This is a genomic window from Syntrophomonas wolfei subsp. wolfei str. Goettingen G311 (assembly GCF_000014725.1).
Taxonomy (GTDB): domain Bacteria; phylum Bacillota; class Syntrophomonadia; order Syntrophomonadales; family Syntrophomonadaceae; genus Syntrophomonas; species Syntrophomonas wolfei.
The window spans coordinates 1,750,974-1,767,902 of record NC_008346.1; the positions used below are offsets into that span (position 1 = coordinate 1,750,974).

19 protein-coding genes are annotated in these 16,929 nt (G+C 44.9%); 9 read left to right on the forward strand and 10 right to left on the reverse strand.

Annotated elements, in window-relative coordinates; all coding sequences use genetic code 11:
* Positions 1-25 precede the first annotated feature (25 nt).
* The 4 genes from SWOL_RS07930 to SWOL_RS07945 form a co-directional block, all read right to left on the reverse strand.
* The gene (locus SWOL_RS07930; protein ID WP_049750176.1) at positions 26-880 is read right to left on the reverse strand and encodes a nucleotide-binding protein; all 855 of its coding nucleotides are present in this window, start codon (positions 878-880) and stop codon (positions 26-28) included.
* Positions 881-928: 48 nt separating this feature from the next.
* Positions 929-1,276 (reverse strand): NifB/NifX family molybdenum-iron cluster-binding protein, encoded by a 348-nt coding sequence (locus SWOL_RS07935; protein WP_011640933.1) that lies wholly within the window; start codon positions 1,274-1,276, stop codon positions 929-931.
* 60 nt (positions 1,277-1,336) lie between these two features.
* Positions 1,337-1,690, reverse strand: coding sequence for a NifB/NifX family molybdenum-iron cluster-binding protein (locus SWOL_RS07940; RefSeq protein WP_011640934.1), 354 nt, complete (start codon positions 1,688-1,690; stop codon positions 1,337-1,339).
* Between the two features lie 369 nt (positions 1,691-2,059).
* Positions 2,060-2,383 (reverse strand): demethoxyubiquinone hydroxylase family protein, encoded by a 324-nt coding sequence (locus tag SWOL_RS07945; protein ID WP_011640935.1) that lies wholly within the window; start codon positions 2,381-2,383, stop codon positions 2,060-2,062.
* 329 nt (positions 2,384-2,712) lie between these two features.
* Here SWOL_RS07945 and SWOL_RS07950 point away from each other — a divergent pair, with 329 nt between their 5' ends.
* Complete coding sequence (locus SWOL_RS07950; protein ID WP_011640936.1) at positions 2,713-3,504, forward strand: MBL fold metallo-hydrolase; 792 nt, start codon at positions 2,713-2,715, stop codon at positions 3,502-3,504.
* A gap of 251 nt (positions 3,505-3,755) precedes the next feature.
* Positions 3,756-4,235 (forward strand): transcriptional regulator MntR, encoded by a 480-nt coding sequence (mntR, locus tag SWOL_RS07955; protein ID WP_011640937.1) that lies wholly within the window; start codon positions 3,756-3,758, stop codon positions 4,233-4,235.
* Positions 4,236-4,262: 27 nt separating this feature from the next.
* Here the strand turns inward: mntR and SWOL_RS07960 are convergent, their stop codons facing one another.
* On the reverse strand, positions 4,263-4,997 hold the full coding sequence (locus tag SWOL_RS07960) for a Rossmann-like domain-containing protein (RefSeq protein ID WP_011640938.1): 735 nt from the start codon (positions 4,995-4,997) through the stop codon (positions 4,263-4,265).
* 444 nt (positions 4,998-5,441) lie between these two features.
* Between SWOL_RS07960 and SWOL_RS07965 the strand changes: the two genes are divergently transcribed.
* From SWOL_RS07965 to SWOL_RS07975, 3 genes are read left to right on the forward strand one after another with little or no spacing between them, the layout of a single operon-like run.
* Positions 5,442-5,678, forward strand: coding sequence for a FeoA family protein (locus tag SWOL_RS07965; protein ID WP_011640939.1), 237 nt, complete (start codon positions 5,442-5,444; stop codon positions 5,676-5,678).
* A gap of 24 nt (positions 5,679-5,702) precedes the next feature.
* Positions 5,703-6,482 carry a FeoB small GTPase domain-containing protein gene (locus tag SWOL_RS07970; protein ID WP_011640940.1) on the forward strand — a complete coding sequence of 260 codons (780 nt, stop codon included), beginning with the start codon at positions 5,703-5,705 and terminating at the stop codon, positions 6,480-6,482.
* Entirely contained in the window at positions 6,470-7,864 is a 1,395-nt protein-coding gene (locus SWOL_RS07975) for a nucleoside recognition domain-containing protein (RefSeq protein ID WP_011640941.1), read from the forward strand. The genes SWOL_RS07970 and SWOL_RS07975 overlap by 13 nt, the downstream gene beginning before the upstream one ends.
* 150 nt (positions 7,865-8,014) lie before the next feature.
* Here the strand turns inward: SWOL_RS07975 and SWOL_RS07980 are convergent, their stop codons facing one another.
* Positions 8,015-9,163: a hypothetical protein gene (locus SWOL_RS07980; protein WP_011640942.1), complete on the reverse strand. Its 1,149-nt coding sequence runs from the start codon at positions 9,161-9,163 to the stop codon at positions 8,015-8,017.
* A 315-nt stretch (positions 9,164-9,478) separates the two neighbouring features.
* On the opposite strand from SWOL_RS07980, the gene SWOL_RS14010 reads away from it, so the two are divergent.
* Positions 9,479-9,649, forward strand: coding sequence for a type II toxin-antitoxin system HicB family antitoxin (locus SWOL_RS14010; protein WP_011640943.1), 171 nt, complete (start codon positions 9,479-9,481; stop codon positions 9,647-9,649).
* Positions 9,646-9,807: a hypothetical protein gene (locus SWOL_RS14345; RefSeq protein ID WP_155814174.1), complete on the forward strand. Its 162-nt coding sequence runs from the start codon at positions 9,646-9,648 to the stop codon at positions 9,805-9,807. Before SWOL_RS14010 ends, SWOL_RS14345 begins: the two co-directional genes overlap by 4 nt.
* Positions 9,808-9,911: 104 nt before the next feature.
* On the opposite strand, the gene SWOL_RS07990 is transcribed toward SWOL_RS14345, so the two are convergent.
* Together SWOL_RS07990 and SWOL_RS13595 are read right to left on the reverse strand one after the other, a co-directional pair.
* The gene (locus tag SWOL_RS07990; RefSeq protein WP_011640944.1) at positions 9,912-10,220 is read right to left on the reverse strand and encodes a helix-turn-helix transcriptional regulator; all 309 of its coding nucleotides are present in this window, start codon (positions 10,218-10,220) and stop codon (positions 9,912-9,914) included.
* Positions 10,221-10,675: 455 nt separating this feature from the next.
* Positions 10,676-11,755, reverse strand: a complete 1,080-nt coding sequence (locus tag SWOL_RS13595; RefSeq protein WP_011640945.1) for a helix-turn-helix domain-containing protein — start codon at positions 11,753-11,755, stop codon at positions 10,676-10,678.
* Between the two features lie 182 nt (positions 11,756-11,937).
* Between SWOL_RS13595 and SWOL_RS08000 the strand changes: the two genes are divergently transcribed.
* Positions 11,938-12,921 (forward strand): ARPP-1 family domain-containing protein, encoded by a 984-nt coding sequence (locus SWOL_RS08000; RefSeq protein ID WP_011640946.1) that lies wholly within the window; start codon positions 11,938-11,940, stop codon positions 12,919-12,921.
* A 295-nt stretch (positions 12,922-13,216) separates the two neighbouring features.
* On the forward strand, positions 13,217-13,474 hold the full coding sequence (locus SWOL_RS08005; protein WP_011640947.1) for a ParA family protein: 258 nt from the start codon (positions 13,217-13,219) through the stop codon (positions 13,472-13,474).
* On the opposite strand, the gene SWOL_RS08010 is transcribed toward SWOL_RS08005, so the two are convergent.
* Entirely contained in the window at positions 13,471-13,881 is a 411-nt protein-coding gene (locus SWOL_RS08010) for an AAA family ATPase (protein ID WP_207635276.1), read from the reverse strand. The two genes, SWOL_RS08005 and SWOL_RS08010, sit on opposite strands and share 4 nt — an antisense overlap.
* 68 nt (positions 13,882-13,949) lie before the next feature.
* Complete coding sequence (locus SWOL_RS08015; protein WP_011640949.1) at positions 13,950-16,919, reverse strand: type III restriction-modification system endonuclease; 2,970 nt, start codon at positions 16,917-16,919, stop codon at positions 13,950-13,952.
* Positions 16,920-16,929: the final 10 nt, after the last annotated feature.

Consider the following 16,929-nt stretch of genomic DNA (forward strand, 5'->3'; position numbering starts at 1 on the left):
ACAAATATTAATGAATAAATGCTTTTCATGATAAGGCCCCCTTAATCTGCCTAAAAACATCGCTTAAGATATCAAGCAAAACGGGCATGGCCTCCAAAGGATCCCGGCCTTGCATATAAGCCTGGGCCAATTCCACACTAAAGGGAATGCGCCCCAGTATAGGAACCCCGGTTTGGCCGGACAGGGCTAATAGCTCTCCATCTTCCCCCTGCCAGCGGTTTATCACCAATCCTCCGGGTATCCCCAACATTTCCACAGCTTCCAGGGAGAGTTCCAGGTCATGCAAGCCAAAGGGGGTAGGCTCAGTCACCAACAGGCAATAGTCACTGTCTCTTATGGACTCAATCATGGCGCAGGTAGTTCCGGGAGGACAATCGATTATTCTTAAGGCGGCTCTTTCCCCCTGCTTTTTCACTGCTTTTATGAGCGGCGGACCCTGAGCTTCCCCGATATTAAGCCGACCGGTCAATACCCGGCCATGCCCTGGCAACCGGGCTTCTTCAATAACCCCGATAGGATGCTCTTTTTCCTTTATGGCCGCCAGGGGACAAAGATAGGCACAGGCTCCGCAGGAATGGCACAGCTCATGGAAAAGCAAGACTTTTTCGTTAAGTACCAGCAGGGCATTAAAATTGCATACTTCGGCGCAGCTTCCGCAGAAATTGCAATAATTATAGTCAATTTCGGGTACTAAGCGGCTTACATTAGCAGTTTCTGGGGCCGAAGCCATTAATACCAATCCCGCATTGGGTTCTTCCACATCAGTATCAATCAAAGCTGAATTCTCATCACCCAGAATCCGCAGCAGACAAGTACTTACCAAAGTCTTCCCTGTACCGCCTTTGCCACTGGCGACAGCGATTTGCATATTTATCTCCATTCCTTTCTTAAGGCACAAAACGTTATGAAAGAATCTCTTTCGTACTTATCAACTGTGGCAGTCTCCGGCATGGGCATGTTCGGAGCATACTTCCCCGCTGCTTACCAACTCGTCTTTTTTAAAACGAACAATAACATCATCAATACTGCCGGATATCCCAACAATTAACTGAATACCCTGGGTGGCAAATAGATCCTGAGCTCTTCCGCCCATGCCCCCGGCTATAACCAATTCAACGCCCAGTTCTTTTAAAAAACCAGGCAGAAAACCAGGCTGGTGCCCAGGATTGGCCACTGATTTTAATGTTTTGGCATTCGTATCATAAAGGGTAAATTCTTCACAATGCCCGAAATGGGCACAGACCATATCTCCCTCTTTAGGAATGGCTATCAACATAATATACTACCTCCACTAACTAAATTTTTAATAACCATATTTTGGCAACAAGCGCAAAACTCAAGCATTAGGAGTCAATAATTCATGGAGCTCACCAGCCTCATAGCTTTGGCGGGCCTCTTCCACCGTTTTCCCACCGGCACCGGCAAATACCTTTATCCCAGCTACCTCCAAAGCTGCATAGGCTTTAGGCCCCACCCGCTGGGAAATAACCATTCCCACATTGTTTCGTATCAGAGCCTGGACAGCTCCTGTGCCTGCGCCGTGTTCCGCCTCAGGTCCGGTATTGGCTAGAGGTTCATATTGCTTGGTCTCCGGGTCCCAGAGCATAAAACATTTACAGCGTCCGAATCTTCCCTCTACTGGAGACGACGGGGTTGAATCGGCGGAACAAACCGCAATTTTCTTAGACATGTCCTCACCACCTTTCAGATTAGCAAGCAGCTGACAGTAGCTTCCGATTAAGGGGTACCAAAGCATCTACCCGACAATAGCCTGAGGCTTCTGTTTACAAAGCGGCTTTCGTTAATGAGCATATGCTCATATTGCTTATCATAATAGTATTTCTCTGGGTACAATTATGTCAAGCAGTATTTTATATAGTTCATAAGTTTTCTGGAAAATAGCTGGGGCTAGAGGAAGGTTTTCATTGTGGAATGAAGGAGAAGGGGCAGTTCCCATCAGGGTAGGGATCACTGATTTAAGCGAACGCAATGTAACGACAAAGAGACGGTAAACCGGGCTAGGCCACTGGGGCAGATACATGGACCTGCCCCGTTTGTTTTATTGCATCGGCATCTGGAAATTCTGGGATTGCTGTTGTTGAATGGCCTGCAGTCCCTGGTCAAAATATTGCTGTTCTCCCGGGTTCAGAACAAATAGAAGCTGCTGTAATTGACCTACATGGCGCCTTTCTTCATTGGCAATATGAGTGAGTACCTTTTTCACCCTTTCATCAGTAGTAGCCATAATATGCGCTTCGTAGCCGATGATTGCCTCCAATTCACCTGTAATATCAACCCTTAATGCCTGTATTAATTCCTCATTGGAGAGGGGGCGGGGTAAATTAGCTACAAAGGGATCACCAAGTAAAGCCACATCTTTCATCCTTTCTTATTTTTACTTAGTTTGTCGTTTCCGGTGGTAATGTATTCATAAGTTATTGCACAATTACCTCTGGAAAGTATATGGTAGCATATATTCATGATTGCTCATTTTATTTGAAATGAACTTATCTTTTTTTATTACTGTTCCCCTGACCTGAAACAGAGGTAGTTTGAGATATTAACGTGAAAAATGCCTTTTCATTTTTTTGTATCGCTGCTGATATGGCAAGATGGAGGTTAAAGTGAAAACAATCGCCTGACATGGTAAACTATTAAAGATGCTTTTTACCCAAAATGCAGAATTCTGTATGCAGAGGAGGTAAATAAAATATGTTCGAAGTTTTCAACTATGAGGATATAATTTGCGCCCGAGGTAACAGAGAAATGCCCTGGAAACCTTCCTTTCAAATGAATGTCTATTATTATCTTATCGATGGCTTGCTAATAGATAGTGGACCATATTCCCTAGCAAAAGAGGCCATAGAGTTTTTTAATGCCCATATAATAGAGCAGGTATTTTTATCGCACATCCATGAAGACCATGCCGGAATGGCCTACTGGTTGCAAGAAAAGATGCAAATTCCGATTTATCTGCATGAGGGTTCTCTGGAAGAAGCCAGGCGAGAACCTGAATTAGCAAAATACCGGTTGGGTATATGGGGTAGGAGAAAGGCATTCAACGCCGAGCCAATAAACGATACAATAAAAACCGGAAGCTATGTTTTCGATGTTATTGATTCACCCGGACACTGCCCTTACCATAAAGTATTACATGAGAAAACCAAAGGTTGGCTGTTTTCCGGCGATCTCTTAAACAATCTTAAGCCGAAAAGTGTTATGTTTGATGAGAATACGAATGATACAATATTATCAATCAGGAAAGTGTTGGACTTGGATTTCACTACGGTATTTTGTGCTCATACCGGTATCCGAAAAAACGCTAAAAACTTATTTCTTAAAAAGTTGAATTATTTACTGGAACTACAAAAAGATACTCAGGTATTAAGAAATAGAGGATTTAGCAATACGGAAATTGTTGAACAGCTTTTTCCCGGACCTGACCCCATCAGCAGTTTATCAGGAGGAGAATTTTCTTCTTATTATTTAGTCAGCACACTGTAAAAGCCTTTATTACATGTATCTAGGCAAAATACCTGAATGCTTTCTTTTCTCTCCTTTTGGACAGATTCTTTCTAATAAGGAAATTACATATCTTCCTATAATGTTTTTCGGTAATTTTTCTAAAATTCACCTAATACTCATCCCCAAAAACAATGTCGTATTTCTTCCGCAAAAATCGAATATATATACCATAGTCAAGCAATTAACCAATACCAAATTAACCTATACGAATATGCTGGGGGAATGGTTATATGGAAGAGCAAGGGCGCGAGTTTCGCACTGTCCGGGGCTACCAAATTAAGCAACAGGCAACTAAAACTATTACCGCCAGCATGGAAGATTATCTGGAAATGATCTACCGCCTGGCTGGTAAAAAGGGATATACCCGTATGGGTGATCTGGCATCAGCCCTTAATGTGCAACCTCCATCGGCCAGTAAAATGGTACAGAAGCTGGCGGATATGGGTTACCTGCAGTTTGAAAAGTATGGTGTGATAGAACTAAGCAAAAAGGGGCAGGAACACGGGCAATATTTGTTAAAAAGGCATGAGACTCTGGAACGCTTTTTAAGCATTATAGGGGTTAAAGAGCAATTGTTGGAGGAAACTGAAAAAATTGAACATTATATCAGTCCGGAAACTATAGGAAAAATTATGCTGCTGGTCGAATTCATGGAGAATAATTTCGAATGGAAACAAGCTTTTTACGAATTTCAAAAGCATGAGGGTTGATTAACCCCCATGCTTTAATATCGGAGTTTATCCTCCCAAAGCACAAAAGCGCTGCAAGCCCATAAGATGACAGGCAGCGGCGCCGGAGGTGCCGAAGAAGTATACCGGCTTCTGTTTACAATATGCCGTAATAGTGGAGTTTACCACGGTACTACCCGTAGCCGCAATAACATCACACCATTCCAGCACTTCATCAGTTGCTTCATAGCCTTCTACCTGTACACCTGATTTGATTTTCCCAATATTATCTGGATCTAGGTCCACCACCCGCAACTGAAAAGATGCCGCCAGTTTTTCCAGCATCGCAGGTTGATAGCCAATAAGGGCTACCCGGGGCGTACCAAAATCTCTTTTTATTTGTTCAACCAATTCGGCAGCACATTGCTCAGGTTGCTCGTCATGACAATGGACGGTCCTATCAATCAAGCCCAAATAGCGGCATACGGCATTCATACTGGAAACCAGCAACGCCCGGTCAAAATTGTTTGTCAACGGCATATTCAAGACTTGCTGCAAGGTTCCCTTAAAATTACCTGCCATATCAGTAAAGGCTTGTCCTTTGGCCCCTTTGAACTCAGCCTGCATTAACTTCTCTTTACCTTTGATAATAGGAAAATCCTGTCTTTTGGGTTTTCCTATGGCCTCTTCCGTCGAAAGCGCCCGACCGGTGATTATAATCTCTTGTTCCAGAAGATTATTGTCTTCCACTATCTTCCGAAATCGCTCCAAAAGCTCAGAATAAAATTCCTCCTGCATACTCATTTGTAATCATTCCTTTCAAAGACTCAAAATTCGCCGTTGTTAATAAGCCGACCTTACATCTCATTTTAATATTATCCAGCTGTAGTTTTCTATTATCTCAAGATTTATGTCTATCATGACACAGAAATCATTCAGTTGAAAAGCCCGATTCAGGTTATTTAAGGATAGCTTTATTTTTAATGTAATATACGACATGTACACACCATTTACTCCATCAGCGTTTTTTAGTTAGATATGTTAGGGTGATTCCTGATTCTGCATGCCACCGACACACTTTTCATATTTATCCGCGGACAAACACCAAATTACTTTCCGGCTAATATATTAATTTAGATTTTAAAAGTTAGCCGGGGGCAACATTTTTACCCATATACAGCTATACAGCTTTATAGAAAAACATCGGGTTAAATAATTGGCCGGCTACTCGAAAGTGGTGAAAGAAATATGCCTCCTACTCTATCCCTGGTAGATATCCCCATCGGTGTAAGCGTCCGGATTGCTAAGATCTTGACTTCAGGTAGCAATCGCCGCCGGCTTCTCGATTTAGGCCTGCTACCAGGTGCAAGAATTGATATTATCCGGCGCAGCCCCTCCGGCAATCCGACTGCATTTCTGATTAAGGGTACAATAATAGCCCTGCGCAATGAAGATGCCGCTCAAATCCTGGTCGATATAGATTAATTGATAATATGAAAGGAGTATTTCATGGCGATTAATACCACCCCTTTATCTGAATCTTCTAAAAATAACCCGGATAAGCAAAATAATTTCGTTATAGCCCTGGCCGGAAACCCCAATGTGGGCAAGAGCACCGTATTTAACCGCCTAACCGGGCTGAAACAGCATACCGGCAATTGGCCAGGGAAAACGGTAATAAAGGCTGAAGGTACTTTTTCCCACCGTAACCGGCATTATACCCTGGTGGACCTGCCCGGAACCTATTCGCTGCACGCCAGTTCTTCCGATGAAGAGGTAGCTCGCAATTTCATCTGTTTTTCCCGCCCTGATATAACTCTGGTAGTATGTGATGCCACTTGCCTGGAGCGCAACCTGAATCTTGTATTACAGATATTGGAGATTACCGACCGGGTGTTAGTCTGTGTAAACCTTCTGGATGAAGCCGAAAGAAAAGGAATTCAGGTAGATATAGCCATGCTGGCCCGGCAGCTGGGAATACCGGTAGTCGGTACCGCCGCCCGCAGCGGGAGGGGTTTAGAGAGCTTAAAAAATGTTCTGGACGATATGCTGGCCGGTAAAATAGCCATCCAGCCGCGGCAACTTGTTTATGATCCGGAGCTGGAAGCGTCCATAAATAGAATTGAAAAAAGACTGGCTCCTTATCTACCAGCTTGGATTAACAGCCGCTGGGTGACTCTGCGGGTATTGGAAAGGGATTTCAGCATCCTGGAGCATATAAGCAACCATAAGAATAATGATTTTCCCCGGCAAGTATTGAAAGAGGAAGTGGCCTTATGTCTGCGATAAATAACCCGGAGTTATCTGTACTCCGTGAAATTGAGCCTCTTCTTCCCACTAATACAGCCAATATAAAAGACCGGATAGTAAGCGGCATTTATCAGCAGGCTGAGAGTATCTCGGCTCAGGTAGTTAGAAGTGAAAATTCACAGTATACCGGCCTGGAGGCCAGACTGGACAATATTCTCACCTCCCGCTGGCTGGGCTTTCCTATTATGTTGCTTCTTCTAACATTGATTCTCTGGATTACCATAACGGGGGCCAACTATCCCTCACAGTTATTGGCCACTGGTCTGTTCTGGCTGGAAGAGCAGCTTACTGCCCTTTTTCTGGCCGGAAACGCGCCAGCCTGGTTGAGCGGGCTGTTGATTCAGGGTATGTATCGTTCTCTAGCCTGGGTAGTCTCAGTTATGCTCCCTCCCATGGCCATATTCTTCCCCCTTTTTACCCTGCTGGAAGACCTAGGGTACCTACCCCGGGTGGCTTTTAATATGGATAATCTCTTCCGCCGGGCGGGTGCTCATGGCAAGCAGTGTTTAACCATGTGCATGGGGTATGGCTGCAATGCCGCCGGGGTCACTTCCTGCCGTATTATTGACTCCCCCCGGGAAAGGCTGATAGCCATACTCACCAATACCTTCTCCATTTGCAACGGTCGCTTTCCCACGCTTATCGCTCTGGCCACGATCTTTATGGGTGCCCTGGTTTCCCAAACTTATAGCTCCATACTAGCTACCCTGGCAGTGGTAGGAATAATAATGACAGGTATAGCAACCACCCTGCTGGTTTCATCTTTGCTATCTCGTACCCTTTTGCGGGGAATGCCTTCCTTTTTTGTCCTGGAGCTCCCTCCCTTTCGCCGGCCCCAACTGGGTCAAATCCTTATCCGTTCCCTGCTGGACCGCACCCTGTTCGTGCTCTGGCGGGCCGTGGTCATAGCCGCCCCGGCGGGAGCCCTGACCTGGATACTGGCTAATAGTTTTCTTGGCGAAACCAGCGTTTTTGCATTAATAGCGGGCTGGCTAAACCCCCTGGGCCAGCTTATGGGTATGGACGGCATTATCCTCATCGCCTTCCTCCTGGGGTTACCCGCCAATGAAATCGTCCTGCCCATCCTTATCATGGGCTATATCTCTGCCGGCAGCATGCTGGAATTGGACAGCCTAAACGCATTGCGCATTTTACTGCTGGATCATGGCTGGACCTGGATTACCGCCCTCTGCGTCATGCTGTTTTCACTGCTCCATTTTCCTTGCGGCACCACCCTTTATACCATTTTCAAAGAGACCCACAGTGCTCGCTGGACCTTGCTGTCCGCCCTGCTTCCCCTGCTCCTGGGCATTATTGTTACTTTGATAATTAACCAGGGAGCACAGATTATTATACGATAGGGGTTTTTTTAACATTGTCTGGGAAAATTGCCGCAATATCTATACATAGATCATTAGTCTTGGCCTTATGGAATTGGCCTGAATTTTATCCAAGGCCGGAAAAGCCGGGAGCCGGTCAGAACCTCCGGCTTTTCCGGGAACATCGGCTGACTATTTATACTGCCCATAACCATCAGCCGGCAGTATAAACCAATCTGCTCGGGCGGAAAACGCAGTTGCCTGCATCTTTTCATTCCCCGGAGAACTCTCCATGCTTTGAGTTTCATTATTAGTATACAAGCGGCCTATACACTTTTCGCCTCGAAAAGCCCATATCCAGTGTTCTTCAGGCAGGTCAGCCGCTACCAGCAAAATATCCTTGAAACTACCCAGTCGCAGATCACAATAAGCATCGCCATACTTTTCCATCGCCTTTTCGATATTCTTGCTTAAACCAGCCTGGAGGTCACTGAGGGGCGAAAATTCTTCCCAGGCCGGTTCCCGCTGCACCAAGCTGAGCTTTGCCGGTTCCGGTATAGTCCTGTAGATATTGCTTCCGGTTTGGGCCAGATCCGTTCCCCCGCCAACAATTAAACCCAAAGTTTCACCCTTTATTTTTTGCCAATCTTCCTGCTGCTCAGCGACCTTGGCTAAAAGCAGCCCGTCCTCTGCGGCTTCAATATCATTATTAAGCAGAAGCAGCTTGAATTGAGATGAATTGCCAGAAATGAGTAAAGGCATAATATCACCCTTAGCGGCATAATCCGGCAGCGGCAGTTCGCGCTTCACCACCAAATCGCCCCGGTGACTTTCGATAACGATCACCTCCGGAATTAATGAATCCGGTGATTCCCCTGACGGGGAACGGGGATAGGCCAACAGAAGCTCATCCTGCTCGGATGAGGCCTTAATAGCTGCAACCATAGGCATACTGTCCGTTCTTATTTCCTGAACGCTTAATTTACTAGCTTGCCCCTTTATTAATCTACCAGTTTCCTGGCTTCCAAATGAACAGGCAAAAAGCCGGGAGCCGCCATCCCAGATCAGTCGAGGATTATACTCCTCCCCCATCTCCTGCCGGAAACAAGCTTCCTGCTCCCAGGAGAGTTTGCCACTCTTCAAATCCCAGGAAGCCAGTCTCGCCTCCCGCTCCATGCTGCCAGCATCATTTTCGCCCGCAGGCTCTGATGTAAGCATTATCAATGGAATTACATCTTTGCCTCCCGACTGTCCGCCTTTCGTTGCTGCACTGTTACACCCGGCTAACCCCAGAGCCATTATAATGATGAGAATAACTCCAAGAACCTGTTTTTTAAACACTATACCCGTCCCCCTTTTTAAAGCTATTATAAATTATACCAAATATATTTATTTTTCTTTCCATAATTGGATGAATTAAACGAAGGAGGCTGTTTATGATATACTGAAGTAAAAAAAACCATTTCCTGTCTCTTTAGCTGAGCAAGGAAAAACACCACGTTGTTTTATGAGCCTGGTAAGAAGCCGAAGAATCATTGAGTTATTTCGCAAACAAGCAATGTTGGTAAGGAAAGTGAGCTAACTTACTTTTCAACCTTAACAGCCGTGATAGACTTTGGGTAGGATAAGAAAGTTAAAGAAAGGAGCTAACTACTAATGAAGTTACCGGTGATATTAACTCCAGGGGAAGATGGCTGGATTATTGCAGAATGTCCCGTATTACCCGGATGTATATCTCAGGGAAAGACGAAAGAAGAAGTCCTGGATAATATCAGGGAAGCTGCTGAACTCTGGCTCGAAGAAGAACCCGCTGGCCCGGCCTTATGATTGTTAAGCCGTCATCGGTGATTCGCTCGGATTATAAGGGTTTCTCCAAGTTCTGTTATAAAACTGACGACCATATTCTTATCACCAACAACGGCGAAAATGACCTGGTAGTAATGAGCCACGAAGCCTTTTGCCGCCGCGAAGCCTGGATTCCATAAAGTAAAACCACATTTCCGTTTGCGGATGTCAACTACGAGGATTTTTATGGGTGGATGAATGGAAATATGCAGCAGAGTAATAAGGTTGTTCATCTACGGCATTTTTATGAATTTATCTCCTGAAAGTCGATGCTAAATCTGAAACCCAATTTATTAGCAATCTTCCAGAGTTGTTCAATCGTATAATTATAGTCACCACTCTCCATTTTAGCCACCATAGCTTGAGTAACACCCAGCTTATCCGCCAGTTTTTTTTGCGATAGACCATGCTTTAGCCGGTAATCAAAAAGAGCGGTCGAGATTCTATAATAGATATCGTATAGCTCATCTTTCTCTTTGGCTTCTTCTCCACCCAGTCGGTCAATCATCTCCCATGCATCCGGAAGATTTCGAATGTCGATCATCATACCCATAGGTTATATTATCAATACATTTTCTAGCGAATATTACTTATGTTTTATTTTGCATGCAAAAAATCGACCTAATCGCTTCTAATTATAATTTTGCCGCTTGTATCGCTTATATATAGACTATTTATCCAATATAGGATATATTTCTCTGTCTTTCTTCCATCTTCCTGCAAAATGTTCTAATATTTTGCATTTTTTCAAAAGATGGTTGGGTTTTTGTCTTTATATTATCGCATTGTAGCATATCAATACTTTTTTGTTGCAATTTTATCCTTAAGACACCCAAAGAGTAGCCTTTATTCCGTTATGCATTCCTCTTTGTCTACTCCACCCAGGGATCAGATTATCCCCGTATTCGGTGTAAATGTTTATCAAAAGTATTCTGCTTAATTTGGCCCCACATTTATTGCACTGGCTCGTTATTATCATTTTTTACTCCCCCGTCCCCACTTATTCTTTTAGGGCACTGTCAGTAAGCTTAAAACCTTGCCAATCTGGGGATCATAGATTGATTCCTCCAATACATAGGCCCCGGGTTTTCCGTCCTGAAACCAGATCTTCTCTTCCAGTTTGGCGGTGCGAACCTCGCTTTCTTGGGGCAGTGATTTATAAAACCCGGCGGCCAGACTGCGCGGATCCACATCATTGCGAACCGGCCGGCTGCCCTGGAAGGTCTTCAATGCTTTTTGCCCATCACTCTGCACCACGGCGAATTTATCCGGGTACAGGTCAACCAGAGAGTTGGCCAGGGAAAAGACGGATACATCATATTTTTCTCCGGCCAGCTTGCGCAGGGCATGCAGGGAGACTGCTGAAGCCGGGAGGTCTTGAGCCAGAATATCACGGGGCATCAAAAGACAGGCGGCAAATTGCAGGGCTTCCATCTCCCGGGGATCTTCCGTCTTAAAAGCCGACTCCTCCCGAGCGCGATAAACGGTTTCCGTATGCCAGGGGATGATCAGGTGGCCCAGCAAAACAGCCAGGGTGAAGCGCCGGCGCTGCTGGTTCTGCTGGCGGGGGTCCAGGATGATCAGGTTCTCATGACCCTGAGCCAGCATCCCCTCACAGTTATCCAGTTCGCTTTCGATAAGCTTTACCTTAAAGTGCTCCAACAGTCCGTTTAAGTCTACCGGTAAGCTGTTGCCACCCAACTGGCGAAAGATGTAATCGGCGTAGGAACGAACATCATTGAAATAAGGCAAGTTTAAGCGGGTCGGTCCTGTTCCCAGCAACATCAGAGCGTAGTCGAGCAGCATCTCCCGCTTATCAAACGGCAGCATACCGGATATGTGCATTATCATCCGGCTCAGGGAATCACTGCTCTCTTCGTAGGGTGCTGCTTCTTCGCCCAGCAGCAGGTAATCACTGGGAACTCCCAGCGCGCTGGATAATTTAATCAGGGATTCAAAACTGGGTGAGCGGGCCCCTGATTCGTACTGGGATATGGCCGGGGCCTTCAGTCCCGCTCTCTCGGCCAGCAGCGCCTGGCTCATGTTGCGCTCCTTCCGCAATTTGTTTATACGTTCGCTTATCGTCATTCTGTTCAGTCCTTTTCAATTACTCTCAAGTACTTTTATGCTGATTATAACATCTGTAATTACTATTGACAACTTATCTTAACATCTGTTATTGTTGCATTAACACATTGGGGGGTGGTGAATGGTTGCCGTGCAGCTCTTTTGCAATCGTCATAAAACCAGAATAATGGAGGGATGGTTATATGAAAACACTTGTGCTTGAATATTTTGAACAATTGTCTGGCGGTGAAGGTCAGCAGAAGGATAATCTCCTCTTGATACCGCTTTTTCTTAACTGGGAGATTGGTAGGCGCAACTATTTGTTATTGGATGAAGCTTTGGCAGAAGGAACGCTACAAGTAAGCGAAGCCAGTAAAGAGGGTATGGTAAACAACCTCATAGTGGTCAACCGGGGTAAACAGCCGGTCTTGATTCTGGACGGTGAAGAGCTGGTGGGGGCCAAACAGAATCGCATGGTCAATGCCACTATACTGATTCCGCCGGAAGGCAGCTTGGATATACCGGTCAGTTGTGTGGAAAGGGGTCGCTGGCGCTATGAAAGCAATCACTTCCAGGGTTCCCAGGTCTTTGGGCATTCAGAACTGCGCCGCACCAAGGCGTCCCGAGTAGCCGAGAATCTCTCCCAGGCCAGGTCGTTTGAAGCAGATCAACATGCGGTTTGGGAAGAAATCGACCGCAAACAGCTATCTATGGACGCCCATTCAACAACTGATGCCATACACGATGTTTACGCCAGCTATGAAAGTGAGCTGGCGGATTTTATCGCCGGGCTCCAGCCTCTGGAAAAGCAGGTGGGAGTAGGGGTTTTTGTTAGCGGCATCTTCAACTGTTTGGATATTTTCAGTCATCCTGATGTGCTGAAGCGCTTGTGGAATAAGCTTCTGGGGAGTTATGCTATGGAGGCTCTGGAAATGAAAAATGTCAAAGCCAGTATATCCAGTGCTACCGGCATTGAGACGGTTTTAAAACCTCTACAAGGGGCCGAACAGGAGCAATACCCATCTGTCGGCCTGGGAACTGATATCCGCTTGCACAGCATATCTTATATAGCCGCTGGTTTGGTTTTTGAAGAGCAGGTGCTTCACCTGGCCGCTTTTAGGAATTCAGAGACGAGACAGGCCAAGGGAGGCTTCGCTCAGCCCAGTCACCGCCGCAGGGTATATTAAAAATGTAAGCACTTACTTACAATTAATCGCTAAAATCTTAAAGCATTCTCGAATGGGTAGCAGAAGTCCAGCAAATATAACGAGGTGAAATATGTCCCCCGCTAAGCGGTTGCCTGTTAACAAAACAGGCGGCGGTTTCTAATCCCCCGCCTTCGTTGCAGCTATGTGTTGAAACTGCTCCGCAGTTTCTTCCAATGCTTAAATTGGATAAATTAAATGGCCAAAATTCTGTTTATGATATACTGGGAGTGTAAAATGATGGGGTTGGTTCCCCCCCTCGCATGGAGGTTTAGCTTTGATAAAAGTTATAATGATTATTTCTAATCGTCCCGCTTGTGGGCAAACAACAGTGGCGGTTAACCTGGCCAGTGGTTTAAGCCGCAAAGGATACCGGGTATTGATTGGAGATACCGGAAATAATGAAAAACTGCGCCATTGGCTGGGTATTGACCGGCAAGATACTGGAACAAAAGCGGCAAAGCCTTATTTAGAAGATAAGCAGGCCAAAATATTCAGCTCTAGTAGAACAGGTGCCAGGCACTTAAGTTGTTAAGTTATTTCATTAAACAAGTACGGCCTCTCGTATTGATCTCCTAATGGAGATGCTGAAACTACCCTTTCAAAAGTAACATGTTTATTGCCTACCGACCCCATGAGTTCCCCTTGATAACGCACAGGTACAGGGTAACCGCTATCTACTTCAATACTCCACCAAAATCTGTCTTCACCCGGTTTGTGGAAAACTTGCTGCCCATTTGCCCCCTTAACAATCTCTGGGGGGATATCTTCGCCCATACCATCTCGCAGAAACTTAAGAAACTCAAAAAGGCTGGATTTTCCCGAACCATTGGCATCAACTAATACTTCCAATTGGCCAAAGTTAGCTGTAAAATCCCTAAATGGGCGGTAACCATTTATTCTTAATGATTTGAGATACATGAAAACAGCTCCTTTAAGCATCTTCCGGGAACTATAATATAAAAACCTATTACTATGCCATAGAAATCCTTGTGGTTTCATACATGATGTTAAATTCCCAACTTCCACTCCGCATAATCTTTGGCTACTTCATAAGTAACTCCAGTTTCCAGGGCGGCAAAGTGTTTTTTGCCGCACTCTATCTTATAGTTTTCAAATAGTCTTAACTGGCCGCTGTCAGTGCTGCCTTTGGTTTCTACTACGAAATATAGTTTTTCGGTGCCGTCTTTGTCTACCAGCACTGCCCAGTCCGGGTTGTAGTTACCGATGGGGGTTTCTATGACGAATTTGGGCGGCAGTTTGGTGTAGACTTTTACTTCGTCATCTTGTTCCAGCATTTGGGCAAATTCTTTTTCCGTATTGGAATCCAGAATGAGGTAGTCATAAACTGATTTCTCTACTTTTATGGCATTGGATTTTAAATAGCCTTTTAGTTCCTGCATTTCAAACAGTTCCTGCCGGTAAAATTCCAGATTGCCGACTCGTTCGTATTTGATGCCGTCGGCAATCATAAGTTTCATCCTTTGTTTGATGATGTCACTTACGGCTTCCATAAACTTCTGGGGATTATTTTTGAAATCTTCCAACCTTCGGGCTTCGATGAGTATTCTTACGATGGTTCTTCGGGTCAGCCTGGTTTCATCCTGGAGATAACGCAGGATATCGGGCAAGGAATGCTTGATGTCAATCTGGTCCAGAACTTTTACACTGGTCAATTCTCCAGAAACACCTGATTGGTTAATATCAATTCGGGCGCTCTCTTGAATCAGGCGAACTTTGGGTATGGCCGGCATTCTGTTAATGGCATCCACACATTCTTGCACTAGTTTTTCAATATCCATAGCAACTGAATAAGTGGTACGGAATTTTATGCGGTTCCACAGGGATTCAAACTCCGGTCCCAGGTAAACCCGTTTGTTCAACTGGGCAGTAACTTCATTATTGTGATTACGTATGGGCAATTTATTTAGCGACTGCCGTATTACCTGTTTGATTTCCTGCTCTACATGCTCAAATTCTGGCGGCACCTGAAAGGTATCGTTGGCAATTTGTTCTTTTAATTCCAGTTTAACTTTTCCAGTTGTATAAATAAGGTCTTCTTCTAAAAGAAAACCCCATAGATTCTCTGATGCTTCATAACCCAGGTTTTCAATTTTTCCGGAGTCGTCGGTATAGGATATACCTGCGAAGGCATGTTTCTCAATAAAGCCAAATTTGACACCGGTTTCGGCCTCCATTTCGCTCTGCAGGTTTTCCGCAAATTCGGCAAAAGATTCATTGGCCATAACTGACAGGGTGTTAATCTGGGGGTCAAATATCCTTTCCCCCTCTTGATTGACGCAAAGGCGCAGGCCGCGGCCAATTTTTTGCCGGCGGGTTAGGGTTTCCCGGGCTTCAATCAGGGTACATATCTGAAAGACATTGGGATTATCCCAGCCTTCTTTGAGCGCTGAATGGGAAAAGATGAAACGCAACGGGGTTTCAAAACTGAGCAGCTTTTCTTTTTCCTTCATTATCAAATTATAGGTGTCGTGATCAGCCAGGGTATTACCACGTGTATCCTTAATTCTTCCCTTTTTGTCAATAGAAAAATAGCCATCATGAACCATGGATGGATCGTCATTAAGCATATAATTATGGTCTTCAAAAAGGGTGCGGTACTTGGGGAGTTTAATCAGCTTACTATATTCTTCCTCGAACATTAAGGCATACTTGCCCTTCTGGGGATTACCGTTACTATCATATATGCGGTAGTTGTCCACCCGGTCTATAAAAAAGAGGGAAAGGACTTTTATTCCCTGGGGAACCAGGCGTAGTTCCCGGTCCAGGTGGTGTTTGATGGTGGCACTGATCTGACCCCGTTTTATATCATCCCCACTGATGTTGCCCATTTCCATTCCTAACGGCAGGTGGCTACCATTGGTGAATTCCACCATCTCATTACCAGGGTAACAGTCAATGTTGTTAATAATATAACCAGAATAAATTTCTCTTTCCCCGGATATATCAAACAGGTCCTGCCCTACTCTGACTGTTTTTTGCTTTCTTTGTACCACGCCGGAACGGTTCTTTATGTCCAGTTCCAGAACGGCCTGGAAGCCATTACTGTTTTTGACCGATACCAGGCGAATATAAGGCCGGTTGAAGTTTCCGGCTTCCTTAATGCTGTCTACTACAATTTCTTTCACCAATTTTTTTTGATAAGCATCTACCGGTCCCAGGCAATACATCAGATTATAGGTTTCCACATGGGTGGCGGAATAGCGTAAAGTGCAAAGGGGATTTAACGATGCAATAGCTTCCTTGGCTTTATCGGTTCTATCCACACTTTGCGGTTCATCTATAATTACAATGGGGTTGGTCTGCTGGATAAATTCAATCGGTCTGCGCCCATTCATACGGTCGTGCTCGCGGTGGATGATATTAGCTTTATCAGGTTTATTGGGGTCCACAAAGCTTTTACGGAAGGCATCAATATTAATAACCATAATCTGAATATTGGAACTGGTAGCAAAGGTTCTTAACTGGCCCAGCTTGGAGGAATCGTAGATAAAATAATCACAGTTGGCGCCTTCATAGAGGCTCTTAAAATGCTCCTCCATAATCTCCAGGGATTTATTAACCCCTTCACGGATAGCTACTGAAGGAACCACAATAATAAATTTGGTAAATCCGTAAAGCTTATTAAGCTCATAGATAGTACGAATATAAACATAGGTTTTACCGGTACCGGTCTCCATCTCTACGGTAAAATTGCGCCCCTGGATATCAGTGCTTTTAGGTAAGCCGTTGCGCAGTTGGATGCGATTAATGTTTTCCAGCAGTTCGTCATCCAACAGGTCCAGTTTATTAGCGTAACCAAGTTCGGTCTGATAACCTAATTCACCCTGAGCGCTACTGCCCATGGTGGAAGCAACCGAGAAATTAGCCTGTTTTACTGCCTGACCTTGAAAGATGTCGCTTATTGAGGCAACGGCATCCAACTGGAATTGTTGGTCGGAAACAAATTTTAGTTTCATCACCTATCAC